Below are 24873 nucleotides of genomic sequence, written 5' to 3' on the forward strand. Positions count from 1 at the left end.
TGCTAGGCCAGCTTCGCGTCGAACCATTCGGGTTCGGCGTCGGGGGCAATCACCAGCGGCGCCGGCGCACCGGCCTCGCGGAGCGCGTCGGACAAGAGCGTGCAGCGGGCGGTCGAACCGCAGAGGATGAGACGGCGGCCCCACCAGGTACCGGTCGCGGAGACCAGGGTCTCCAGGCCCACCCACACGCGGCGCAGCCCGTCGCACACCGCGGGTGCCTCCGCGCTTTCCGGGTCCATGACCTGCTCAGCAACGCAGGTGACCGTGAGCCAATCGCGGGCGGCAGCGCTCGAGGCGAGCGCGGCGATGGTCGGCAGATCGTAGAACTCGTCCTCGTGCTCGACCCCGATTATCAGCTCCACCTGCGGTTTGTGCTCGCGCTCCATGAGCTCGAAGAGCATCGCCTTGGCCGCAGCCAGGCCGGTGCCGTCGGCGACGAGTACAACGCGCTCGCGCGAGGCTGCGGCAGCGTCGTCTGCTGGGAACGGAACCGGCCCATAGGCGGTGCCGAGGGTGACGTGGTCGCCCACCTCAACGTCCAATTCGTCGCGCACGTGGAACTCCAGCTGACCCAGCTCGTTCGGAGGCAGCGCGGAAGCCAGCGAGTGCCACACCCCCTGGCGGTTGGCCTGCATGACGGGGATGACCTGGCCGGACGCGTACTTGATCGGGGTGCTCGCCTCCAAACGCACAATGCGGGTAGCGGTAGCGCTCGCGCTCCCCGCGCTTGCCGACGCCTCCGTCACCGACATCACCTGAGCGGCAGACGCCGGGGGGATGCCGTCGAGGTCGGCCTTTTCACTCGCTTCCTGCATGGTGCTCGCGCCCCGGTGGATCGCGTCTGCCAACTCGTCGTCGACAGGGTGGCCGAGCAGCTCCGTAAGCACGTCGATGTAAATCTGGGCGGCGCGCGGGAACTCGGAGGCGGGGAAGCCCGTGCGGCGCAGCTGCAGGGCCCAGGTGCGTAGGCCCTCGCGTACGACCCCGTCGAGTGCTTCCTGGTCCTGCTCCGAGACGGCGAGGTCCTCATCGCCCGGTGCCGAGGTATGAGAGGCATCGAACACCCACGGCGAGTTCGCGCACGCGTCGATATTGCCCGCTGCACGGCTGAGCGCCTTGGCGGGAATGCACACCATTTCGTGCGGAACCTCAGTCACGCCGACGGGAAACAGTCCCGGCGCTTCCGGGAATGCGGCGACGAAGTGGGTCCAGAGGGTAGAGCGGGACAGCGATTCGTCGTGAAGCAAAGCGTGAGCGGCTTCGTTGGCGCTGGAGCGGAAGGAGGTCATAATTAACAGAGTAATGTGACTGTAGAAACAGCGAAGAGAAAGGTGGGTAGCGGTGGAATTTACGCCCTACACAATGCTGACAGACATTGGCTGGATTTCGTTGCTGCTCATCGTCGGCAACGTGCTGCGCAACAAGCTCAAGGTGCTCCAGGCGCTCCTTTTGCCAGCGCCGATCACCGCCGGGCTCATCGGGCTGGTCTTGGGGCAGGAAGTGCTTGGCCTGATCAACTGGTCCGAGCACGTGGGCACGTACACGACATTGCTGATCGCGGTGGTTTTCGCCTCGATGGCGTACTCGATGGAGCTCGGCGGGTCGGTGGCTTCCGGCGCGCGCAACATGTGGGCGTACTCCACGTCGATGTTCATGGGGCAGTGGGGGCTGTTTATCCTACTCGGCCTGTACCTGTTTGCGCCGCTGTTCGACACCGAGCCCTGGTTCGGCATGATGCTGCCCGTCGGTTTTGTCGGCGGCTTCGGTACTGCCGCGGCTGTCGGCTCCTCGCTGGAGGGCATCGGGGTGGAAAACGCCTCGTCGATTGGCTTTACTGCGGCGACGGTGGGCACGCTCGTTGCCATCGTTGGCGGTGTCATCGTGGCGAACTGGGGTATCCGCAAGGGCAAGGCGGGCCAGTTGCGCGGCGATCTGCCGCAGGAGCTGCGCACTGGCTACATCGCGAAGGAGGACGAGCGCCCCTCGATTGGTCGGGCGACCACCAACCCGTCCTCGATTGAGCCGCTTGCGCTGCACGGCGGGTTCGTCGTGTTTACCGTGCTTATCGCCTACATGCTCAACCAGCTGATCAAGGGGCAGTGGGAAAACGTCTCGATCCCGCTGTTCGCTATGTCCTTTGTGGTGGGCCTGATCGGCCGTGGCCTGCTGAAGGCGGCGGGCAGGTCGAACTACCTTGACCGCGACACGATCACCACCATTTCCGGCGCGGCCACCGACTATATGATTGCCTTTGGTATCGCCTCGATCGTGCCTGCCGCGCTGGCTGGCTACTGGCAGGCGCTGCTGCTCCTGTTCGTCCTCGGCACTATTTTCTGCGTGGTCTGGATGCTGTGGGCCGGCCCGCTGTTCTTCGGTGAGAATTGGCTGGAGCGCGGCATCTTCGGCTGGGGTTGGGCCACCGCCGCGGTGGCAACCGGTATCGCACTGTTGAAGATGGTCGATCCGAAGCTGAAGTCCGGCACGCTCAACGAGTACGGCGTGGCCTACGTGGGCTTCGCGCCCTTTGAGATTGGCATGACCATTCTCGCCCCGATTGCCGTCATCGCCGGCTTTGTCACTGGGTTTGGTTGGATCTCCTTCGCTATCGCGGTGGGTGTGGTCATCTTGGCGTTTAGCTCGAAGTGGGTGCCGGTGCGGGAGGCGCCGTCGAAAACTCGCGAGGGTTGAGTGGAACAGACTCAACTTCCGGTGCGTTATAGAGAGTGACCCGGGTAAAACGGGAAACAAATACCTCACATAAACGCACACGGAAAGGAGGATGCACCATGGCATCCTTTACCCCCACAACGAAGACGCAGGAGGCAATCCAGCAGGCGCTGCAGAAGGCGTCTGCGGCAGGCAACCCGGATATTCGCCCGGCGCACCTGCTTCAGGCAATTCTTACGCAGGAAGACGGTATCGCCGCCCCCGTGCTCAAGGCCACGGGCGTTGATCCGGATACGGTCGCGCGCGAGGCAGGCGAGCTCGTCGCCGGTTACCCCAAGGCGGAGGGCCAGAACATGGCCAACCCCAACTTCAACCGCGATGCGCTCAACGCGCTCAATGCATCGCAGGAGCTTGCCGGGCAGCTTGGCGACGAATACGTGTCCACCGAAGTCCTCCTCGCCGGCATCGCCCGCGGCAAGGATGAGGCGGCAGAGCTGTTAACTAAGCGCGGTGCCACCTTTGATGCGATTAAGGCAGCCTTCCAATCCGTCCGCGGCAACAAGAAGGTCACCACCGAGGCACCGGAGGACCAGTTCCAGGCGCTGGAGAAGTACTCCACGGACCTCACCGCGCGTGCTCGCGAGGGCAAGATCGACCCGGTGATCGGGCGTGATTCGGAAATCCGCCGCGTCGTGCAGGTGCTCAGCCGCCGCACGAAGAACAACCCGGTCCTGATCGGCGAGCCCGGCGTGGGCAAGACCGCGATCGTCGAGGGCCTGGCCCGCCGCATCGTCGCGGGCGATGTCCCGGAGTCGCTGAAGGGCAAGACCCTGATCTCCCTGGACCTGGGCTCGATGGTCGCGGGTGCGAAGTACCGTGGTGAGTTCGAGGAGCGGCTCAAGGCTGTGCTGGATGAGATCACCTCGGCTGAGGGCGAGATCATCACCTTTATCGACGAGCTGCACACCATCGTCGGTGCCGGCGCCAGCGGCGAGGGCGCGATGGATGCGGGCAACATGATTAAGCCGATGTTGGCCCGCGGCGAGCTGCGCCTCGTTGGTGCCACCACGCTCAACGAGTACCGCCAGCACATTGAGAAGGACGCCGCGCTCGAGCGTCGCTTCCAGCAGGTCTACGTTGGCGAGCCGACGGTGGAGGACACCATTGGCATCCTGCGCGGGCTGAAGGAGCGCTACGAGGTGCACCACGGCGTGCGGATCCAGGACTCCGCGCTCGTCTCCGCGGCGGAGCTGTCCAACCGCTACATCACCAACCGCTTCCTGCCGGACAAGGCGATCGACCTGGTCGACGAGGCCGGCTCGCGCCTGCGCATGGAGATCGACTCCTCCCCGCAGGAGATCGACGAGCTCGAGCGCGTTGTGCGCCGACTCGAGATCGAGGAGATCGCCCTGCAGAAGGAATCGGATGCTGCCTCCCAGCAGCGCCTGCAGGATCTACGCCAGGAACTCGCGGACCAGCGGGAGAAGCTCGGCGAGCTGAAGACGCGCTGGTCGAACGAGAAGGCAGAGATTGACAAGGTGCAGTCTGCCAAGGAGGAGCTGGAGCGGCTGCGTAACGAGTCCGAGATCGCGGAGCGTGAAGGCGACTACGCCAAGGTTTCCGAGCTGCGCTACGGGCGCATTCCGGAGCTGGAAAAGCAGGTTGCGGACGCCGAATCGAGCGCCAACGAGACCCAGAAGACGATGCTTACCGAGGAAGTCACCCCGGACGTGATCGCCGAGGTCGTCTCTTCCTGGACGGGCATTCCCGCCGGCAAGATGATGCAGGGAGAGACCGAGAAGCTCCTGCACATGGAGGAGATCCTGGCCGGCCGCGTCGTCGGGCAGAAGGATGCGGTCAACGCGGTCTCGGATGCAGTGCGCCGCTCCCGCGCCGGTGTGGCCGACCCGAACCGCCCGATCGGCTCCTTCCTCTTCCTCGGCCCCACGGGCGTGGGCAAGACGGAGCTTGCCAAGGCGCTCTCGGAGTTCCTCTTCGACGATGAGACGGCCATGGTCCGCATCGACATGTCGGAATACGGCGAGAAACACTCCGTCTCCCGCCTGGTCGGTGCCCCTCCGGGCTACGTCGGCTACGACGCCGGTGGCCAGCTCACCGAGGCGGTCCGCCGTCGCCCGTACTCGCTCGTGCTTTTCGACGAGGTCGAGAAGGCCCACCAGGACGTCTTCGACATCCTGCTGCAAGTCCTGGACGAAGGCCGCCTGACCGATGGCCAGGGCCGCACTGTGGACTTCCGCAACACGGTGGTCATCCTGACCTCCAATCTGGGTGCCGGCGGCACCCGCGAGCAGATCATGGACGCGGTGAAGCACCACTTCAAGCCCGAGTTCATTAACCGCCTCGACGACGTCGTCGTCTTCGACGCCCTGTCGGCGAAGCAGCTGGTGGGCATCGTGGACATCCAGCTTGGTGCCCTGGCCGACCGGCTGGCTTCTCGACGCCTCACGCTCCACGTCTCGGATGCGGCGAAGGCGTGGCTGGCCGAGCGCGGCTACGACCCGGCCTACGGCGCGCGCCCGCTGCGTCGCCTGATCCAGCAGGCCATCGGCGACCGGCTCGCGAAGGCCCTGCTTGCCGGCTACGTGCGCGACGGTGACACCGTCAACGTGGATGTGGCCGAGGGCGGTGAAAACCTCACCGTCGACGCGGCGTAGGGGCGAGGCCGGGCGGCTTCCGGTTGGTCGGTTGTCCGGCCACCGCCTGGCTGGCTACCCGGCGTTCGTCTACATGGAGCTAGCTCCATTTGCGTGCGGTGAGTGTGTAAAACCGCAGGTCGCGTTCCGTCCAAAACCCCAAACGGAGCTAGCTCCATTTAGACCCGGTACGGACGACCCCGTGTACGAGCGTCAAAGAAACGTATGATGATGCCTACATAGGTCGATCCAGAAGGTCGGTGGAGGTGAGCGGAATGGTAGTGCGGGTGGATGTTGCTCCAGAGGTTCTTCGGTGGGCCGTTCGACGGAGCGGCTGGGATGAGGACACTACTGTTCGCCGTGCTCCGAAGCTTGACGTATGGCTCTCTCAAGAGGAACGTCCCACACTTAAGCAATTAGAAAAATTTGCAAACGCTACTCATACGCCTTTGGGGCTGCTTTTTCTTCCGGAGCCGCCGGTAGAAGCGGTTCCAATCCCGGATATGAGGACGTTGGGCAACGTTGGGGTTCAGCAACCCTCGGCAGATCTCCTTGACACGATCTACCAGTGCCAGCAGCGCCAAGACTGGTATCGCGAACATGCCTTGATAAACGGGTTCGACGAAGTCTCTTTCGTTGGTGCTGCCACAGTGGAGGAGCCAGTTGAAGAAGTCGCGAGCGAGATTCGGGGCGCGTTAGATTTTGGCCTTGATGAACGTGCCACTTTCCCGAATTGGGAGCATGCTTTACGTCAGTTGATTGACCGGATCGAGGCTGTCGGCGTTTTGGTCATGGTGAGTGGTGTCGTTGGTTCCGATCCGCATCGGAAATTAGATCCTAGCGAGTTCCGAGGATTTGCTTTGGCGGACCCTCTTGCCCCGCTGATTTTTGTCAACGGAGCGGACACCAAGGCAGCCCAGATCTTCACACTCATTCACGAGCTGGCACACATTTGGTTAGGCGGCAGCGCACTCTCGGATGCCGCCATGACAGCTAAAGACGGCCCTAAAGCTGAACTCTGGTGCAATCAGGTCGCTGCAGAGGTCCTTGTTCCGTTGCATGCTTTGGTTGAGGAGTTCCAGGGCGTCGTGAGCGTCGATGAGTTGGAACGCCTTGCTAGGACCTACCGCGTCAGTACGCTGGTCATTCTCAAACGTCTTTTTGATGCCAAGGCTCTTACTTGGGATGAATACATCGAGGCGTATGAAGCAGAGAAGCAGCGTGTCATGTCTTTTTTGGACGGGCGACGCAGCGATGGCGGTGGCAACTATTACTACACCCAGCCCCTGCGCCTCAGTCGCAGTTTCTCTCGAGCGGTCATAGCGAGCGCATTGGAGGGTTCCACCGCGTACCGGGATGCATACCAGTTGCTCGGCACGAAGAAACACGCAACGTTTGAGAATCTTGCAGAGGAATTGGGGGTTGCGTGATGTTCCTGCTCGACGCCAACATCCTCATCGAGGCCAAGAACCGGTATTACGCTTTCGACCTCGCGCCTGGGTTCTGGGATTGGCTCGAGGATGCGTATCGGCAGGACTTAGTGTGCAGCATCGAAGCCGTCCGGGATGAACTCCTACAGGGCAATGATGAGCTCGCTGAGTGGACACGCGCAAATCCTGGTTTCTTTAGGGCAATTGATCAGCCAACGACGGAGCATTTCCAGCCGCTTTCTCAGTGGGCCTATTCAGGGTCATACCGGGCAGAGGCCATCCAAGCTTTTGTAGGTAACCACGCTGATTATCTTCTCGTTGCTTACGCTCGTGAGCATCAACATACGTTGGTAACCCATGAGCGCTCACAACCACACTCACGGAAAAGGATTCTTATCCCGGATGCCTGTTTGGCGATGGGGGTGGATACAGCCGACACATTTGAGATGATGCGCGAGACGGGCGTCACCTTGCACCTGCAGAAATCCCCGTAGTTGCTTGGCACGTTCCATAATCATCTACATGACACACCTTGTTCACACGCCCGAAGCGCTCAAAGACGTTCTCGGAACCGCCCCCGTCTCCCTGGTCCCCACGATGGGGGCGCTCCACGACGGCCACCTCGCCCTGGTCAAGCAAGCAAAAACCCTGGGCAACCCGGTGGTGGTGAGCATCTTTGTCAACCCGCTGCAGTTCGCGCCGGGCGAGGACCTGGACGCGTACCCGCGCACGCTCGCCGAGGACGTGGAAAAACTTAAGGCGCAGGGCGTCGAGGCCGTGTTCGCCCCGACCCCGGAGACGATGTACCCGCACGGTCCGCGCACGACCATCCACCCGGGCCCGCTTGGACAGGTGCTGGAGGGCGCGACCCGGCCGACGCACTTCGCCGGCGTGCTCACGGTGGTGGCGAAGCTCTTCGCCCTCACGGGTGCCACGGACGCGTTCTTCGGCGAGAAGGACTACCAGCAGCTCGCGCTCATCCGTCAGATGGTCGAGGACCTGCACATGCCGGTGCGCATCCACGGCTGCCCAATCGTGCGCGACGCCGACGGACTCGCCCTGTCCTCGCGCAACCGCTATTTAAGCGCTGCGGAGCGAGAAACGGCGCTCGCGCTGTCCAGGGCGTTGCGTACCGGCAGCCTCGCACAAGCCCGCTCGCTTCTCGACGCCACACCCGGCCTCACCCTCGACTACCTCGTCGCCACCACGCCGGACCTCGGCGAACTCCCCGCCGGTTTCACCGGCGAGGCCCGCCTGCTGGTCGCGGCCAAGGTCGGTTCCACCCGGCTGCTGGACAACGCGCCGATCCAGATCGGCTAGAAAGTATGCTCTGAAGCCGGGAACTCGCCGGTGTGCACCGCTCGTTTGTAGGCGGCGGCTGCGGCGGTGAGATCGGCGCCGATGGTGCCGAAGCGGTGGACGAAGCGCGCCCGGTGGTCGCCTTCGGGCAGGTCAGCCATGTCGTGCCAGACCAGAACCTGCGCGTCGGTATCCGGGCCCGCGCCGATGCCGACGGTGGGGATGGGGCAATCTCGCGTGAGCTTCGCAGCGAGCGCGGCCGGCACCATCTCGAAGACGACGAGGTCGGCGCCGGCGTCGGCGACGGCGTTGACGTCGGCAAGCAATTGCGCGGCGGAGTCATCGCGGCCCTGCACCTTGAAGCCGCTCAAGCTGTCGACGGACTGCGGGGTGAACCCGACGTGCGCGCACACCGCAAGACCTGCGTTTTTCAGCGCGCGGATGCGAGGGGCGATGCGCACGCCGCCCTCGAGCTTGACCATATGCGCGCCCGTGCGGCGCACCATGTCGGTGGCGGTACGGACGCATTGCTCGTCGCTCGCCTCGTAGCTGCCGAAAGGCAGATCGAGGATGACCAGGGCGTTGCCGGCTCCGCGGACCACGGCGGCGCCGAGGTAGACCATCTCGTCGACCGAGACCTGGTTGGTGGTCTCGTAGCCGTAGACCACGTTGGCGGCGGAGTCGCCGACCAGGATGCACTCGATCCCGGCCTGGGCGAACGCGCGGGCAGTGGAGTAGTCGTAGGCGGTGAGCATCGCCCACTTTTCTCCGGCTGCTTTCTTCTGTACCAGGTCAGCGACCCGGACCTTTTTCGTAGGGGTGAGGTAACTCGTCACGCAGACAGCTTAGCCTGCGGACGTTAGTAGCGAATTGCCATGCGCCCGTCGATCTTGCCTTGGCGCATTCGCTCGAAGACCTCGTTGACGTCGTCAAGCTCGCAGGCGGTGACATGTGGCACCACCTTGCCACGGGCGTAGAAATCCAGCGCTTCAGCCATATCCTGGCGGGTTCCGACCAAGGAGCCGCGGACGGTGATGCCACGCAGCACGATGTCGAAGATAGGCGCGGGGAAATCTCCCGGCGGCAGACCGTTGAAAACGATGGTGCCGTCGGAGCGGCACATGCCGATGGCCTGGCCGAACGCGGCTGGGTGAACGGCGGTGACGACGATGCCGTGCGCGCCACCCGCAGTGTATTCCTGTACCGCTTCTGCCGGGTCCTGGTCCGCCGCGTTGACCGTGAATTCGGCACCCAGCTTCGTGGCCAACTCCAGCTTCTCGTCCGCGATATCGATGGCGACCACTCGCATGCCCATCGCGACGGCATATTGCACGGCAACGTGGCCGAGGCCACCGATACCCGAGATCACGACGAACTGGCCGGGTTTGGTCTCGGTCACCTTCAACGCTTTGTAGACGGTCACGCCTGCGCACAGGATAGGGGCGACCTCCACTGGGTCTGCGCCTTCGGGAATGCGCGGTGCGTAGCGCGTATCCACCAGCATGTACTGGCCAAAGGAGCCGTCCACGGTGTAGCCGCCGTATTCGGCTTGGGCGCAGTAAGTTTCACGTCCTGTGCGGCAGAATTCGCACTTCCCGCACGAGGACCACAGCCATGCGTTGCCGACCATGTCGCCGACCTGGACTGGGTGCTCACCGGGGCCGAGCTCGACGACCTCACCGACGCCTTCGTGGCCGGGAATAAATGGCGGCTCCGGCTTGACCGGCCAGTCACCTTCTGTTGCGTGCAGATCGGTGTGGCAAATACCGGAGGCGTGCAGCTTCACCAGGGCTTGGAAGGGGCCAGGGGTCGGTAGTTTTGTCTCTTCAACGTGCAGTTCGGGGCCAAATTCCTTGACCACGGCGGCGCGCATGGAAGTAGGGGCAGTCAATTGTGGTCTCCCTCCTTGGAGTTAGAGAATGTAGTGACGCACGCCATGCTACTGAAATAAACGTGACGGGGGCAACACCTATACCCCCGTGTCAATATCGACCCACCCATTTGACGCGCGCGGTAGGCTGCGAGGCATGCAGTACCCCACCACGATTCTCACCCGGGTGGCGATGCCCGGGGTGGAAAATGAACAGTTGGCCGCGCACAGCCTGGGCGGGAACCACTTCGTGGTGGCGAGCGTCCCCTTCGTCGATGTCTCGCTGGCCGTCGGCGACATCGTCGAGTGCGTGCGCGTCGGCGGCAATTGGCACGTCGACAGCGTGGTGGTGCGCGGCGGGGCGTCGACAATGCGCATCCTGCCGGAGGGGCAGCAGCCGCACGAGATCGCAGAGACCCTTCTGGCGTTCGGGTGCCGCGTCGAGCTCGGGCCGGGTGGCATGCTTGCGGCGAGCATTGGCCCGGATTGCCCGATCGAAGGCATCCGCGAGTGGCTCGATGGGCTTGAGGCGGAAGGCGTGATTCAGCAGGCCCCCGGCTACATGGCCTAAACAGTAGCGATACTTCGGCCTGTGGCGGGCGCGTACGCCGGTTACACTGGCTGCCATGAGCGTATTTGTCTCCGCGGAAGACCTCCGGCAGCGCATCCGCGCCGGCGAGAAGAACACCATCCTCGCGTCCCTATGGGAGTCCGAGGAAGGCAAGGCCGTGTCCAAGTACCGGTCCGAGCACATCCCGACCTCCCAGTTCTGCGACCCGGCCGCGCACCTCGCGGGCCTGCCGGGCTCGCGCAACGGCCGTAACCCGCTGCCGGCGCCGGCGGTGGTTGAGCGGGCGATCCGCAAGTGGGGCATCGGCGCCGGTCGTCCGATCATCGCGTATGACCAAGGCAACGGCCTGTACGCGTCGCGCGCGTGGTGGGTGCTGCGTTGGATGGGCATCGAGGGCGTCCACATCTTGGACGGTGGATTCGCGGACTGGGATCGCCGCGGGTTCCACACGATTGCGGGCCCGGGCTCGCCCGCGGTCAGGCGCAAGGTTTCGACCCGCCCGGGAAGCATGCCAACTGCAGAGATGTCGGAAGTGCGCGAGTTTCAGGGCCTGCTTATCGACGCCCGCGGGGCCGACCGCTTCGCCGGCCGCAAAGAGAACCTGGACCTGCGCGCAGGCCACATCCCCGGTGCGCTGAACCTCCCGGTCTACGACCTGTTTGAAAAGGAGACGCGGACGCTGCGCTCGGTAGAGGAGGTCCGCGATCGTCTCGCCGCAGTGGGCCTGACCCAGAATGTCGACCCGTCTGAGGTGATCGTCTACTCCGGCTCCGGCAACCACTCCGCCCTGCTGATCGCTGCAATGGAGCACGTCGGTCTGCCCGTGGTGAAGCACTACGTGGGCGGCTGGTCGCAGTGGAGTGCAGAGAAGTCCAACCCCGTTGCCACGGACGTGTAACGGGCAGGCAAGGCAAGGCAGTAACATCAGTTCGCGATGGCACCTTTACTCATTGTTCTAGCGCTGCTCGTCATTGCAGCCGGAGTTGCGCTTTGGCTTAGCGACGCGCGCGAGCGCCCCTCCCGTGACTCGGCTGCACCCGTCGAACCCGCCCCTGCAGCCGAACCCGTTGCACCTGCTGCCCCGCGTGAACCTGAGCCCGAACCGGAGCCGGCTCCCGAACCAGAGCCGGCTCCTGAACCTGAGCCGGTTCTGGAGCCGGAACCAGAACCTGAGCCGGAACCAGAGCCCGCGCCAGCTCCCGAACCAGAGCCCGAACCCGAACCAGAGCCCGAACCAGAGCCGGAGCCCGCTCCGAAGCCCGCGCCGCGGGCGCACCGGAAGTCCGGCCTGCAATTCCCCGGCGCATCGCGGCGCGAGCGCAAGGCATGGGCAGAAGGCCACGGGTTTAGCTTTGCCAAGCACAGCGATGAACTCGTGGGTGAGTGGCAGCGCGGCGCTGCGGCCGCGGGAGCGATGCCGAAAGATATTGCCTCGGGGTCGATCTACGGTCACGCGACGCACGTGATGGACATGGGCGGTGTCACCGTCATTGCGATGGATACGGGCCGGATCAGTGACGTGGTCGTCGATATGCGACGCGCTGGTTTCCACGCCGATTCCTCCGCTGACCTCGTCACGGTGACAGAAGCCGAAGGCTTTACCGTACTGGGCACTCATGCCGGCGCGGTCGAGCGCTTCTTGGACGTGCGAGTGCGTACTGCGCTGGACTCTCTCCCGGAGGCAGTCACCGCTGCGTGGTTCGAGTCCGACTGGGTGCTCGCCGAGATGGATCGCTCGTCGGCGGCGGCGCAATGGGACGAAACCCTGGCTCCGCTTGCATTGCTCGCCGATGCCGCACGGACCCTCCCGCCGGAAACTGCGGACGAGCTCGAATTTGGCTTCGCCACCCGAGACATGCCTGAGCAGGCACTGCCGCAGGACGCGCAGACGCAGCTGCGACCGGCGGCGCGCCCGGAGCCAGAAGAGCCGCACGTACAACGCCCCGACGAGCCGCTCGAGATGCCGACGAGGGTGACCGGTGCGGTGCGCGGCCAGGTGGACTACAGCGATCTCGGCGGCGATGAGGTCGCCGCGATTGCAGACGGCACCCCGGAGGAGCAACCCACCGATCTCACGCGCGTGCGACGAACGCAGGAACCCTCGTCAATTTTCGACGATGCGCAGCAAGAGCAACCAGAGAAAGAGGAAGAGTAGATGAGCAACACAGCAGACAAAGCACGGCTTGCAGACCTGGTCAAGGAGCTCGCGGTTGTCCACGGCAAGGTGACGTTGTCCTCCGGCAAAGAGGCGGACTACTACGTGGATCTGCGCCGTGCCACCCTGCACCACGAGGCCTCCCGCCTGATTGGCGCACAGCTGCGCGAGTTGACCAAGGACCTGGAGTTTGACGCTGTCGGCGGCCTGACCCTGGGCGCGGACCCTGTGGCAACTGCGGTGATGCACGCCGAGGGGCGCGACATCGACAGCTTCGTGGTGCGCAAGGAGGCGAAGAAGCACGGGATGCAGCGCCGCATCGAGGGCCCGAGCATCGTGGGCAAGAAGGTGCTGGTTGTCGAGGACACCACCACGACTGGCAACTCCCCGCTGACCGCAGTCGAGGCCTGCCGCGCCGAGGGTGCCGAGGTCGTCGCTGTCGCCACGGTGGTCGACCGAGCAACCGGCGCCGCGAAGGTCATCGAGGACGCGGGCTTGGAGTACCGCTTCCTCCTCGGCCTCGAGGATCTGGACCTTGCCTGAAGATCCGGGGAAGGGCCCCACGGAATGGAATGAGGGTCGCCACGGCGTCGGCCCGTGGGAGGGGCCCGTGCCTAACGACGCCCGCCTGGACCCAGAGCTACTGGCCAACGGCGACCGACGCAACGTCGTCGATGCCTACCGCTACTGGTCCATGGACGCGATTGTGGCGGAGCTCGATAGCCGCCGGCACCCGTTCCACGTGGCGATCGAGAATTTTGAAAACGACATGAACATCGGCACGGTCGTGCGCACCGCTAACGCCTTTTTGGCGAAGGAGGTACACCTCATCGGCCGCAAAAGGTGGAATCGGCGAGGTGCGATGGTCACGGACCGCTACCAGCACATCCACCACCACGAGAGCGTCGAGGCCTTCGCAGCGTGGTCGAGTGAAGTAGACATCCCCGTCGTGGCCATCGACAACACCCCGGGGTGCGTTCCACTGGAAACGGCAAAGCTGCCGAAGCGCTGCGTGCTCGTCTTCGGCCAGGAGGGACCCGGCATTACGGAGGAAACCCAGCACGCAGCGAGTATGACGTGCTCGATCGCCCAATTCGGCTCGACTCGCTCTATTAACGCGGGCGTCGCTGCGGGCATTGCGATGCACGCGTGGGTGCGCCAACACGCGGACCTGCGCCAGGCCTGGTAAAAATCGGTGGATATATCACTGCAACGTCCCAGCGGACTCTGGCAAGATTAAAGACCGTACGAACTCGTTGCAGGTGTTGGGAGCAGAAGTGTCAGAACCCGGGTCGCCGTGGCCACGGCGTGCCGATCTTGCTGAGCAAGCGATTCACAAGCGGCACGCCCAGAAGCTGTGGAAGATGCCGCGGACCAACTTGGCTGTGGTGACCTGGCCCCCGGGGGCGAAGGATCGCTTCTTCTGGCACTGGCACTACTGGTGGCAGGCGCACTACCTGGACTGTCAGGTCGACGCGGCGTTGCGCGACCCGTCGATGGAGCGTCGCCACCGCGTGAAGGACACGCTGCGCGCTATCAGTTACCGCACGGGCGGCAATCTCACCGCCAACAAGTACTACGACGATAAGGCGTGGCTGGCGTTGGCGTGGAACCGCGCGCTCGCACTGGATGGGGTGCGCCGCACGAAGGCACTGAACCAGCTCGAGTTTGACCTGCTTGCGGGCATCGACCCGGTGACCGGCGTGCTGCCGTGGCGCCGAGGGGAAACGTTTTATAACGTGCCCTCGAACGGGCCGGCGGCGATTCTGTTTGCGCGCACCGGGCGGTTGGATAAGTCGCGGCAGGTGCTCGACTGGATCTTTGACAACCTGGTGCGCGAGAACGGGCTGTTGGAGGACGGCATCCGGATGCGCATGCACGGCCCGGAGGTGGTGGAAAAGATCTATACCTACAACCAGGGCACCGTGCTTGGCGCGAGCCTGGAGATCGCGTTGGCGCTGCGCAATGAAGTGGGGCTGGCACACAACGAGCCCATCGACTCCTTTGCCAACTCCGAGCGCGCGGACGCCTCCGTCTTCTACATCACCCATATCCGGGCGATCGTGCAGGCGATTGCGCTGCACCTGGCCACCCCGCAAGGCGTCATCATTAGCCCAAAGTACGAATCTGGCGACGGCGATGGGGGCCTCTTTAAGGGGATCCTGGCGCGCTACCTGGCGGAGGTGGCGGTGCGGATGCCGGAGGACAGTCGCGAAAACATTGCGACGAAACGGGTTGCCGCTCGCCTCGTGCGCGCATCCGCCGAGTCCTTGTGGCAGCACCGCCTTGAGGTCGACGGGCTGCCCGTCTTCGCCGCCGAGTGGACGGAGGACGCCAAGCTGCCGCACAACTACGGGTTAGGCCCTGCGAGCATCAGCGAAGCGGTGGGGCTTTTGCGCATCGACGAGCGCGATTTGTCCGTGCAGCTTTCGGGTTGGATGCTGCTCGAGGCGGCGGCGCGAATTTCCAATGCACCGGGGCTGTAAAAAGGGCATACTGGAACACGTACTACCTACCCGCAACTTTGGAGGTTTTTCCCCATGCCAATTGCTACTCCTGAGGTCTACAACCAGATGCTGGATAGTGCAAAGAAGGGCGGCTACGCTTTCCCCGCCATCAACTGCACGTCCTCGGAGACCATCAACGCGGCGATTAAGGGTTTCGCTGAGGCTGAGTCTGACGGCATCATCCAGTTCTCCCTCGGTGGCGCTGAGTTCGGCTCCGGCTTGGGCGTGAAGAACAAGGTGGCGGGTGCTCAGGCGCTGGCCGCATTCGCGCACGAGATCGCGCAGCACTATGACGTCAACATTGCGCTGCACACGGACCACTGCCAGAAGGAGGTCCTGGACGAGTACGTGCGTCCGCTGCTGGCTATTTCCCAGGAGCGCGTGGACCGCGGCGAGCTGCCGCTGTTCCAGTCCCACATGTGGGACGGCTCTGCGGTGCCGATCGATGAGAACCTCGAGATCGCGCAGGAGCTGCTGGCGAAGGCAAAGAAGGCCAACATCATCCTCGAGGCAGAGATCGGCGTCGTCGGCGGCGAAGAGGACGGCGTTGAGGCGAAGGCCGGCGCAAACCTCTACACCTCCCCGGAGGACTTTGAAAAGACCATCGACGCCCTGGGCACCGGCGAGAACGGCCGCTACCTGCTGGCAGCCACTTTCGGCAACGTCCACGGCGTGTACAAGCCGGGCAACGTGAAGCTGCGCCCGGAGGTGCTGGACGAGGGCCAGAAGGTCGCCGCGAAGAAGCTGGGCCTGGAGGAGGGCGCTCGTCCCTTCGACTTCGTGTTTCACGGCGGCTCGGGCTCCGAGAAGGAGAAGATCGAGGAGTCGCTGCGTTACGGCGTCGTGAAGATGAACGTGGACACCGATACGCAGTACGCGTTTACTCGCCCGGTGGCTTCGCACATGTTTGAAAACTACGACGGTGTGCTGAAGGTCGACGGCGAGGTGGGCAACAAGAAGGCCTACGACCCGCGTTCCTACCTGAAGAAGGCTGAGGCCTCCATGACGGAGCGCGTCATCGAGGCTTGCCAGGACCTGCACGCTGTGGGCCACACTGTAGCGAAGTAAGCTTTCGCAGCTGCGCTTCCAAGCGCCGTCCCGCTGGGGCGGCGCTTTTTGTGTGTCTGGGCACGAGGTGAGGGGTTAGGGTATTGGCATGGCCAAAGAGAGGATGAGTACGCGCGAGCGCCTTAAGCAGGTGGATAAGTCGCTCCATTCGCGCCTACTGCGTGTGCGTAAGCGGATGCTGCCGATTCTGCAGATCGGCCTCGCTTCCGGCGTCGCGTATTGGATCGCGAAAGATATTTTTGACCACCAGCGCCCGTTCTTCGCACCGATTTCTGTGATCATCATGATCGGCATGACCGGCGGGGACCGGCTGACCAAGGCGTGGGATTTGGCAATCGGCTGCATCCTCGGCGTGCTGGTCGGCGATTTGTTGTTCTACCGGCTTGGCGAGGGCGGTTGGCAGATCGCGCTGATCGTGTCGGGGGCGCTGCTCATCGCGTCTTTCCTCTCGAAATCGCAGTTGGTGAACAACCAGGTGGCGATCGGCTCGGTGCTGATCGCCACGATTATGCCGCCGGGTGGCGAGGTCACCGGCCTCGACCGCACAGTCGACGCGATCATCGGCGTGGCGGTCTCGATGGCCACGTTGGCGCTCCTCCCCCAGGGGCCAATGCAGGGTGCGCGCGCCGAGATCTCGAAGGTGATGGGCATTTTGAGCTCAGTGCTTGACGACGTCGCGTCGGGGCTTTCCAACGGCGACCCCCACATCATCGACGAAGCACTAGAATCCATCCGCGGTTCGCAGACCGACATTGACCGAATGGCCTCGGCCGTGAAGTCGGGCAAGGAGTCGACGCGTATCTCCCCGTTCCTATGGGGTGTACGCCGCTATATCAACTCGCTGTCACGCGTGATCCCGCCGGTGGACAACGCCGTGCGTACGACCCGTGTATTGGCGCGACGTGCGCGCGTGCTGTGTGAGGACAGGGACGAGGTGACTGAGGAACAGATTGAACTCTTGGACACGCTTTCGCAGGTGTGCCTGGAGTTTTCCGAGGTCTATGGGGGCGAATCCCGCAAGGCGCAGGCGATTACCATCCCGCGTATCGTCAACGAGCTGCGCGTGGCGGGACAGCGCGCTTCGATGGACGCGTTGCCGGAAAACGCGGTGCTGTCCGCCTACGCCATTTTGGCGCAGACCCGTTCGCTCATTGTGGATTTGCTTGAGACCGGTGGTATGTCCAGGGAGTCCGCGGTGGCGGTCCTGGCGCCGACCTCGCACACACCAAAGTACCCGCCTGAGCTTTACCACGAGTAAAGCTCAGGCGGGTACGAAAAGCGGCGGCTATTTACTTCTTGTCGCCGTCGACAACGCCCTCGACGCCGTCGGTGTCGAAGCGCTCCTTGCGCAGCTCCTCAGAGACGCGCTCGGTGTCCTGGACGGTGTCCTTCTCCAGGGAGACCTTCTCTACCGGGACGGACTCCTTGGACACGTTGACGCGCTCCTCGTGCAGGGTGACGGAAGCCTCCTGCTCGCCGATCTTGCCGTCGAAGTTTGCGCGGTCGGCGTCGGTAATCGGCTCGCGGACGACGCGAACCTCCTCGCGCTCGACCGGGACCTCGACGGTCTCGGTCTCGTTGACGACGTACTTGCGCAGACGGACCTGGCCGGACTCAACGCGGTCCTTCTGTACGTTGAGCTGCTCCTCGGAGCGGATGATCGCGTCCTTGTCGGCAGCGTCGGTGCGAGCGCCCGCAGCGGTAGCGTCGGTCTCCACCTCGCGACGCTCGCCTGCAGCAGCACCTGCGCCAGCGGCACCAGCGGCCGCACCTGCACCGGTGCCAGCTGCGGCGTGGCGGCCGGTGTCGTAGGTGGTGACGTCCTTGGTCTCGGTCAGGCCGTAGTGGCGGTAGAAGGCATCCTGGTCGTCGGTGGTCAGGTGGCCGTTCTCGTCGAGATCCGGCGCGTCCTCGATGCGATCCTTCTGGAACGCGAGGTGCAGCTCGCCGTCGCGCAGGGTGTGGCCGCGCAGCGGGACGATGGAGGTGCCAGCACCGAACAGGCCGTGGTTGACGGAAACGAAGTCCGGCTGACCGGTGGTGTCGTTGACGTAGACGTCCTTGACGCCGCCGACCTTGTCGCCGTCGACGTCGAATGCGGTAGCGTTTGCAAGATCTTCAATGCGATTGGTCTCAGCCATGGTGCTTAAAAGCTCCTTTGTTGCAGTTTCATTCTGGGGGTCTAACTAATGTGTCCCGCCGACCGCTGGCATTGCGGTGGCGGTCTCGCTTGCACTGTGTGGAGCGTGTGCTCCGCTGCGTTGCGAACACAATCCAACGTAGGACGCTTCTGCCAAACGTGCAGTGCTAAGCAATGGGTTCGACCCCGAACGCAGCGGATCGAACATGTAGGCGGGTGACACATCGTCAAGGTATCGGTACAATCGCCAGACCAGTTCTGTGACCTGCGAAAACGTGGTCCGCAAACGACATTGAGCGCTTACTGAGTGTCCGCTGAATGTATCGGAGCGATAACATCTCGCTCACTGCGAGCGTAGAGAATTCACCGTGTGAGATATGTCACATATCCTCGTGCGGGGTCATTTTCACGCTTTGGATGTCGCGTAAATGTCGATAAAAGGTCACCCGCTCGACGGTGCGCGGCCGGCGCACGCCGTCAAGCTCCACCGTGATTGCCTCGCCGCCGGACTGCAGCGCGCGCCCGGTGAGCACCCGCGAACCATCGGTCTGGCCGGGTGCCACGCCCGCCCTCTGCGTGAAACGACGCAGCAGCGGATTGCGAGTCATCCGCTCGAGCTGCTCCGGCGAACGCTTCGAGATAGGGCCGTGAGAAACCAGCGGTGTGACAATCGGCGTGGATGCGATGCCGGGCGCGCCGGGGGTTGGCACCAGGCGAGCCCCGAACTGCCCGTGAAAGCGGGCGGACGCGTCCTCGCCGCTGCGGTAGACCAGGCGCTGCGAGTCGACGACTATCTCGCCGACGTATTCCTCATCCCCTTCGCCCCGGTAGATCGAGGCGGCGCCCGCAACCACGTCCCCGGTATCGGTGCGCACGCACGGCGACGGCGTGACCGGGCCCTCGCAGGCGAGCGCGCATGCCTCGTCGGTAGTGAGGCCGCTGAGCCCCCATCCCACCGCGGCAGGGGAGTGCGGGTCCACCGGGACGTACGCCACCTCGGCCCATAGGTAGTCGCCGCGCATCATGCGGGTGAGTACGGCGGCAAGGGCCTTGTCGGAGCCGGAGACGATGATGCGGAGGCGTTCGCTGGGCTGCTGCGGGGCGCGGCCGGGCGCTCCCATGTGCGCCACATTCGGCGAGGCCTGGATCTCGGCCAAAGACGGGGTGGGGTCTTCTGGCAGGACATCCTTGGCCGCGGCGTCGAGAAAGCGCAACTCCTTGCGCGAGGGCACCTCACTGAGGTCGTGGTGTTCGGCACCCGGGATGGAAACTGTGGTTGCGCACGCGCAATGAATCAACCGCATACCGGTCACGCTACAATAAGCGCGGATTACTGCCTATATAAGGAGTCAAAATGTCCGCCATCGTCATTGTGGGCGCCCAGTGGGGCGACGAGGGCAAGGGGAAGGCCACCGACATCCTCGGCGGCAAGGTCGACTACGTGGTGAAGCCCAACGGCGGTAACAACGCCGGGCACACCGTGGTGGTCGGCGGCGAAAAGTACGAGCTGAAACTGCTGCCGGCCGGTGTGCTGAGCGAAAACGCCACCCCGATCCTGGGCAACGGCGTGGTGGTGAACCTGCAGGCGCTGTTTGAAGAGATCGACGGTCTCGAGGCCCGCGGCGCGAACGCGTCCCGCCTGCGCATCTCTGGCAACGCGCACATGGTGGCCCCGTACCACCAGACGCTGGACCGCGTGCAGGAACGCTTCCTGGGCAAGCGCGCGATCGGTACCACCGGCCGCGGCATCGGCCCCACCTACGCCGACAAGGTCGCTCGCGTCGGCCTGCGCGTGCAGGACATTTTCGACGAGTCGATCCTGCGCCAGAAGATCGAGTCTGCACTCGATGTGAAAAACCAGATGTTGGTCAAGATGTACAACCGCAAGGCCATTGAGCCCGACGAGGTGATGGACTACTTCATGTCCTATGCCGAGCGTTTGAAGCCGATGGTGATCGACGCGGAGTACACGCTGAACAAGGCACTCGACGAAGGCAAGCACGTGCTCATGGAGGGCGGCCAGGCCACCATGCTGGACGTCGACCACGGTACTTACCCCTTCGTCACCTCCTCTAACCCCACCGCCGGCGGTGCCTGCGTGGGCGCAGGCATCGGTCCGACGAAGATTACGGCCTCGCTGGGCATTGTGAAGGCCTACACCACGCGCGTGGGCGCGGGCCCGTTCCCCACGGAGCTTTTTGATAAGTGGGGCGACTACCTCCAGGAAGTCGGCGGCGAGGTCGGCGTGAACACCGGTCGCAAGCGCCGTTGTGGCTGGTACGACGCGGTGATCGCCCGCTACGCCGCGCGCGTCAACGGTTTCACCGATTTCTTCCTGACGAAGCTCGACGTGCTCACCGGCATCGGCGAGATCCCGATCTGCGTGGCCTACGACGTCGACGGCGAGCGCTTCGGCGAAATGCCGCTGACCCAGTCCCAGTTCCACCACGCGGAGCCCATCTTCGAGACCATGCCGGCGTGGGACGAGGACATCACCGGCTGCACCAGCTTCGAGGAGCTGCCGCAGAAGGCGAAGGACTACGTCCTGCGCCTCGAGGAGCTCTCTGGCGCGCCGATGAGCTACATCGGTGTCGGCCCGGGCCGCGACCAGACCATCGTGCGCAACGACGTGCTTGCTCGCTAACCCAGCGGCGTTTTCCCAGCGCGCCTGTTTGCCCAGGGCAATGTGGAGGCATAGAGTATGCGCCTATGAGTACGGCGAAGCGCTCCAAGGTGCTGATTCTGGGCACATCTGAGGTGGAGGAGGAGCTTGCGTCCTCGTTCCGCCGCCTGGGCTATGAGGTGCAGGTTGGCACCTTTGAGCAGGGCGCGCCGGGTGCGATGAGCCCGGACATCACCGTGGCAGGGGAGGGCACCGACCTGGCCAAGCTGCGCGAGCTGGTGGAGACCTCCGGCTGCGAGCTTTTCCCCACGGTCGAGGCCTGCCGCATGACCCGCAACCGCGAGGGGGTGCGGCGTACCGCAGCGGAAGAGCTCGGCTTGCCGACGATGGCGTATCAGTTCGCCGACTCCCCCGAAGCACTCGAGGCGTGCGCCGAGCAAGTCGGCTACCCGCTGGTGGTCAAGCCGGGCCGCTCAACCGCGGGCGAGGGCCAGTCCGTCGTGCGAGCAGCCGACGAGCTGCACGAGGCGTGGACGAAGGCGCACGCCGCCTCCGAGTCCGAATCCGGCGAGAGCGAGCCGGTGGCGGTGGAGCAGTACATTGACTTCGACTACGAGGTCACCATCCTTACGGCTCGCTCGATCGATCCGGCGACCGGCGAGCTGGCCACGTGGTTCTGCGAGCCGATCGGCACCCGCCACGAGGATGGCAAGCTCGTGGAGACCTGGCAGCCCGCGGCCCTCTCGCAGGCCGCTGCGGACAACGCGCGCTCCATTGCTGCCCGTATTAGCGGCGCGATCGCTGGCCGCGGCGTCTACTCGATCGAGCTGTTTGTCGACGGCGACGAGGTGTATTTCTCCCAGGCCACCCCGCGCCCCGACGCCGACGGCCTGCTCACCCGCAATACGCAGCGTGTGGACCAATTCGATCTGCATGCGCGAGCAACCGCGGGCCTGCCTATCGACGTCACGCTCACCTCACCCGGTGCCGCCACCTTCCTCCACGGCGTAAACCCGACAACCGAGCAGATCGCACAGGCGATGGCGGTGGAAGAAGCCACCGTCCAAGTACACGAGGACACCGTCATGGTGCTGGCAACCGCGGACAGTGTAGAGGAGGCGCGCGAGCGTGCGGCGGCGGCTGCGCACTTCCTGCGGGAAGCGGAGTAGGACAGCCGGCATTGGTTTATGGGGTTGGAAATACCCCCGTTGTTGGGGTGGGTTGAAATTATTATTGTATTCCTAACTGTATTGTGGTGCTAAAAGGTGGACGTTCGTACAGTGCTGCCTGGGTATGGCTGTTTTATTCAGTGTTTTAATTGCATTGGGCGATTGAGCTGCGGCTGCATATGGACAGTTGTCCATTGATGGCGCTAGCGTGTGTTGAGGGTTCGAACATCCGGCGAAATTAGGCTGAGAAAAAGGTAGGCGCTTCTAGCTGGGTGGTGTGCGCGATTTTATGGCGAAATTCTGACACTCGGGCGCTCCTTTGTGCTGACGCTGTGATGTTTTGCCAGCAAGGGTGGGGTATGTGGCGCCTGGCTTGAGGGTGAACCGGCGTACTGAGAGGTTCTTATGTGGTGAAAGCAGTCTGGGAAATGGCTGGATGTCGGACAGGTGATCTTCACTATATTTACAAGTGTGAAAGTTCGAGCGGCATGACTCCCTGCTGAATGCGTAGCTGGAAGACAGGCGCTGATGTGGGCTTTCCCTGTATCCCAGAACTCTTCGTGGAAGGAAGACTTCACAAAATGAAGAAGAATCATATTTCTCGCCGTCGCGGGACCTCGATTGCGGCAGCAGCGCTTTCGTTCGCCCTGGTGACGCCGTTTGCTCAGGCGGTAGCCCCTGCTTCCTCGTACGCCGCGGTTGCGAATGCGCAAGAGGATCAGCCGGCAGCTGAGGCTCCGGCATCGGGTAGCGATAAGGCTATTCACTCCCCGGGTCAAGCGGACCAAGAGGGCACCATCTCCGGTTCTGTGAAGGAGATTGTTGAGGCTGCCGTTGGCTTCGGGAACGTCCAAGAGTCCGGTAAGGCACTTGAGGGTGTCAAGATTTATGCCCAGTGGTACGAGGGTGAGAATACTCAGCACTCCTCGCCTGTGTACTACACCGAAAGTGATGAAAACGGTAACTTCACCATCAAGATGGCACCGTACACTGATGCGCTTGGTGTGACGCGTGAGTTCCGTGCGGATGCCAGTGTAGGTAACTTGGATGATGATGCTGACTGGGTTCGGGATGAGAACCGCGAGAAGATCCGCGTGTGGACGGAGCTTCCGGAGGACATGACGGATAAGTACCGGCTGGTGCACCAGCCTGCAGCGGGTATCTTCCCGGGCATCGGCGCAAACACGACGCCGACCACCCAGGGTGATGCCGTGTGGGGCGACAACAAGATCACCGGCATGACCATCCAGTATGCCCAGAAGGACAAACTGCCGCAGCATCTCCCAGAGAATAAATGGGCGCAAAGCACCGGTACGGGTGGTAACGGTGGTACCTACGCTGGTCGGGCGTTTTGGAACCTTGACGTGCTGCAGGGCGCTTTGAACCACAACACCGTGAGCTCCTTTGGCGGCAAGGACATTCCTGCCGCTGGCCTGAAGGTTGTTGGCTCCTACCTCACCGATGACGCGGTGAACAAGATTGAGGCGTACGCGAAGGATAACTTTGCGGGTAAGACGCTGCGTGGCAAGGGTTGGACCCCTGCCGATGAGCAGGGTCTGCAGAAGTGGATCAATGAGCAGGTAGCGGCGGATCCAGAAGGCTGGATCGCAGAAACTTTGACTACCACCACCGGCGCTGACGGTAAGTTCGAGCTGCGCTGGAAGGGTATCTACGGCAACTCCCACAAGAGCCGTGGAATTGTGGCTGAAGACAAGTTCGGCAAGCTCGCAGGTTCCCACGGTGAGGGAGCTTGGGAGAACGGTGGCCTCAACTCCAAGCACGTCAACATGCACTGGAGCTACGTCAGCATTCTTGGCAAGGATGGCAACCCGCTGCCGGACAATATCGGTACGTTGTACCCGTGGTCGCTTGGTCAGTGGGCGGGCCCGGGCTTCGGTGCTGACTTGAATTCTGGCGGTAACGCACAGCTCTTTGGCGGCGACGGTGCCTTGATCGGTAACACCACTGATGGCTACACGGGCTGGAATATCGTGCTTGCTCCGCAGGCGTTGAAGTTCGATGTGGTGGACAAGAACACCACTGATAACTGGGCGACGATTGGAGAGAAGGTTACGACTGACACCTCCGGTCTGCCGATCTCGGATGATCTGAACTACTACATCGAGTGGGTCGACAAGGACGGCAAGGTCGTCAAGACCTGTGCAACCGCTAAGGCGGACTCCGCTACCAAGATCCCGGAATGTGAGTTGGATGTCCCGACCGGTGCCCAGACTGGTGACACGTTCACTGCTCGTCTCAAGGCCGCCGACGGTGACCCGGACCCGAAGAACGATCTGGTGCTGGCACAGGATGCGTTCGCTGTGACTCGTGAGTACCTGGACTACGACGAGGTTCCAGCGAAGGACGGCGAAGAAGCTACTGCTGAGCCGATCTTTGATAACCCGGAGACCGGTGAGGTCGAAGACAAGCCTGGGAAGGCCAAGTTCGAGCTCGGTGAACTGCCGGAGGGTGTCACTGAGGACCAGGTCAGGGTTGATCCGGCTACCGGTGTTGTGACCTTCACACCGAACGCGAAGCAGGCCGGTAAGACGATTACGTTCCCGGTGGTGATGCGTAATGAAGATCTGCAGGTTCCGGTCCTTGATGAGAACGGTGATCAGAAGGTCGACGCTGACGGCAAACCGGTCACCCAGGGCCGAATTGTTACCCGCGGTGAAGCACCGTTCAAGGTTGCTACAAACGCGGCCGTGGTGACGGAG

At 63.4% G+C, this 24873-nt stretch carries 21 protein-coding genes; 16 read left to right on the plus strand and 5 right to left on the minus strand.

Annotation, left to right across the window (positions count from 1 at the left end):
- Positions 1–2 precede the first annotated feature (2 nt).
- On the minus strand, positions 3–1289 hold the full coding sequence (locus tag M3G14_RS10645; RefSeq protein WP_259926506.1) for a hypothetical protein: 1287 nt from the start codon (positions 1287–1289) through the stop codon (positions 3–5).
- 73 nt (positions 1290–1362) lie between these two features.
- Between M3G14_RS10645 and M3G14_RS10650 the strand changes: the two genes are divergently transcribed.
- The 5 genes from M3G14_RS10650 (at position 1363) to panC (ending at position 8071) form a co-directional block, all read left to right on the plus strand.
- Complete coding sequence (locus M3G14_RS10650; RefSeq protein WP_259926507.1) at positions 1363–2688, plus strand: sodium/glutamate symporter; 1326 nt, start codon at positions 1363–1365, stop codon at positions 2686–2688.
- A 98-nt stretch (positions 2689–2786) separates the two neighbouring features.
- Positions 2787–5342, plus strand: coding sequence for an ATP-dependent chaperone ClpB (gene clpB, locus M3G14_RS10655; RefSeq protein ID WP_259926508.1), 2556 nt, complete (start codon positions 2787–2789; stop codon positions 5340–5342).
- A gap of 254 nt (positions 5343–5596) precedes the next feature.
- Positions 5597–6751 (plus strand): ImmA/IrrE family metallo-endopeptidase, encoded by a 1155-nt coding sequence (locus tag M3G14_RS10660; protein WP_259926523.1) that lies wholly within the window; start codon positions 5597–5599, stop codon positions 6749–6751.
- Positions 6751–7245 (plus strand): DUF4411 family protein, encoded by a 495-nt coding sequence (locus tag M3G14_RS10665; protein ID WP_259926524.1) that lies wholly within the window; start codon positions 6751–6753, stop codon positions 7243–7245. The genes M3G14_RS10660 and M3G14_RS10665 overlap by 1 nt, the downstream gene beginning before the upstream one ends.
- 28 nt (positions 7246–7273) lie before the next feature.
- Positions 7274–8071, plus strand: a complete 798-nt coding sequence (gene panC / locus M3G14_RS10670; RefSeq protein ID WP_259926509.1) for a pantoate--beta-alanine ligase — start codon at positions 7274–7276, stop codon at positions 8069–8071.
- Here the strand turns inward: panC and panB are convergent.
- Together panB and adhP are read right to left on the minus strand one after the other, a co-directional pair.
- Positions 8068–8886, minus strand: coding sequence for a 3-methyl-2-oxobutanoate hydroxymethyltransferase (panB, locus tag M3G14_RS10675; protein ID WP_259926510.1), 819 nt, complete (start codon positions 8884–8886; stop codon positions 8068–8070). The genes panC and panB overlap by 4 nt on opposite strands.
- Before the next feature lie 23 nt (positions 8887–8909).
- The gene (gene adhP, locus M3G14_RS10680) at positions 8910–9923 is read right to left on the minus strand and encodes an alcohol dehydrogenase AdhP (protein ID WP_396122252.1); all 1014 of its coding nucleotides are present in this window, start codon (positions 9921–9923) and stop codon (positions 8910–8912) included.
- A gap of 154 nt (positions 9924–10077) precedes the next feature.
- On the opposite strand from adhP, the gene M3G14_RS10685 reads away from it, so the two are divergent.
- The 8 genes from M3G14_RS10685 (at position 10078) to M3G14_RS10720 (ending at position 17479) form a co-directional block, all read left to right on the plus strand.
- Positions 10078–10491 (plus strand): DUF4265 domain-containing protein, encoded by a 414-nt coding sequence (locus M3G14_RS10685; protein ID WP_259926512.1) that lies wholly within the window; start codon positions 10078–10080, stop codon positions 10489–10491.
- Between the two features lie 55 nt (positions 10492–10546).
- Positions 10547–11389, plus strand: a complete 843-nt coding sequence (locus tag M3G14_RS10690; RefSeq protein WP_259926513.1) for a sulfurtransferase — start codon at positions 10547–10549, stop codon at positions 11387–11389.
- A gap of 36 nt (positions 11390–11425) precedes the next feature.
- Entirely contained in the window at positions 11426–12646 is a 1221-nt protein-coding gene (locus M3G14_RS10695; RefSeq protein WP_259926514.1) for a hypothetical protein, read from the plus strand.
- Positions 12647–13189: an orotate phosphoribosyltransferase gene (gene pyrE / locus M3G14_RS10700; protein ID WP_259926515.1), complete on the plus strand. Its 543-nt coding sequence runs from the start codon at positions 12647–12649 to the stop codon at positions 13187–13189. It begins immediately after the preceding gene.
- Complete coding sequence (locus M3G14_RS10705) at positions 13173–13835, plus strand: TrmH family RNA methyltransferase (RefSeq protein ID WP_259926525.1); 663 nt, start codon at positions 13173–13175, stop codon at positions 13833–13835. Before pyrE ends, M3G14_RS10705 begins: the two co-directional genes overlap by 17 nt.
- A gap of 175 nt (positions 13836–14010) precedes the next feature.
- Complete coding sequence (locus M3G14_RS10710; RefSeq protein WP_259926516.1) at positions 14011–15132, plus strand: glycoside hydrolase family 76 protein; 1122 nt, start codon at positions 14011–14013, stop codon at positions 15130–15132.
- A gap of 54 nt (positions 15133–15186) precedes the next feature.
- Positions 15187–16221 (plus strand): class II fructose-bisphosphate aldolase, encoded by a 1035-nt coding sequence (gene fbaA, locus M3G14_RS10715; RefSeq protein WP_259926517.1) that lies wholly within the window; start codon positions 15187–15189, stop codon positions 16219–16221.
- Between the two features lie 88 nt (positions 16222–16309).
- Positions 16310–17479: an aromatic acid exporter family protein gene (locus M3G14_RS10720; protein WP_259926518.1), complete on the plus strand. Its 1170-nt coding sequence runs from the start codon at positions 16310–16312 to the stop codon at positions 17477–17479.
- 31 nt (positions 17480–17510) lie between these two features.
- On the opposite strand, the gene M3G14_RS10725 is transcribed toward M3G14_RS10720, so the two are convergent.
- Together M3G14_RS10725 and M3G14_RS10730 are read right to left on the minus strand one after the other, a co-directional pair.
- A complete protein-coding gene (locus tag M3G14_RS10725; protein ID WP_259926519.1) occupies positions 17511–18362 on the minus strand; it encodes a PRC and DUF2382 domain-containing protein in 852 nt (283 codons plus the stop codon).
- Positions 18363–18741: 379 nt separating this feature from the next.
- Positions 18742–19665: a hypothetical protein gene (locus M3G14_RS10730; protein ID WP_259926520.1), complete on the minus strand. Its 924-nt coding sequence runs from the start codon at positions 19663–19665 to the stop codon at positions 18742–18744.
- 50 nt (positions 19666–19715) lie between these two features.
- Between M3G14_RS10730 and M3G14_RS10735 the strand changes: the two genes are divergently transcribed.
- From M3G14_RS10735 to M3G14_RS10745, 3 genes are all read left to right on the plus strand, one after another.
- Positions 19716–21005 carry an adenylosuccinate synthase gene (locus M3G14_RS10735; RefSeq protein WP_259926521.1) on the plus strand — a complete coding sequence of 430 codons (1290 nt, stop codon included), beginning with the start codon at positions 19716–19718 and terminating at the stop codon, positions 21003–21005.
- A 65-nt stretch (positions 21006–21070) separates the two neighbouring features.
- Positions 21071–22153: an ATP-grasp domain-containing protein gene (locus M3G14_RS10740; protein WP_259926522.1), complete on the plus strand. Its 1083-nt coding sequence runs from the start codon at positions 21071–21073 to the stop codon at positions 22151–22153.
- 581 nt (positions 22154–22734) lie between these two features.
- On the plus strand, positions 22735–24873 hold a 2139-nt coding region (locus M3G14_RS10745), incomplete at its 3' end, for a Rib/alpha-like domain-containing protein (protein WP_311201372.1).

Origin of the sequence: Corynebacterium sp. p3-SID1056 (assembly GCF_025152525.1) — a bacterium.
Lineage (GTDB): Bacteria > Actinomycetota > Actinomycetes > Mycobacteriales > Mycobacteriaceae > Corynebacterium.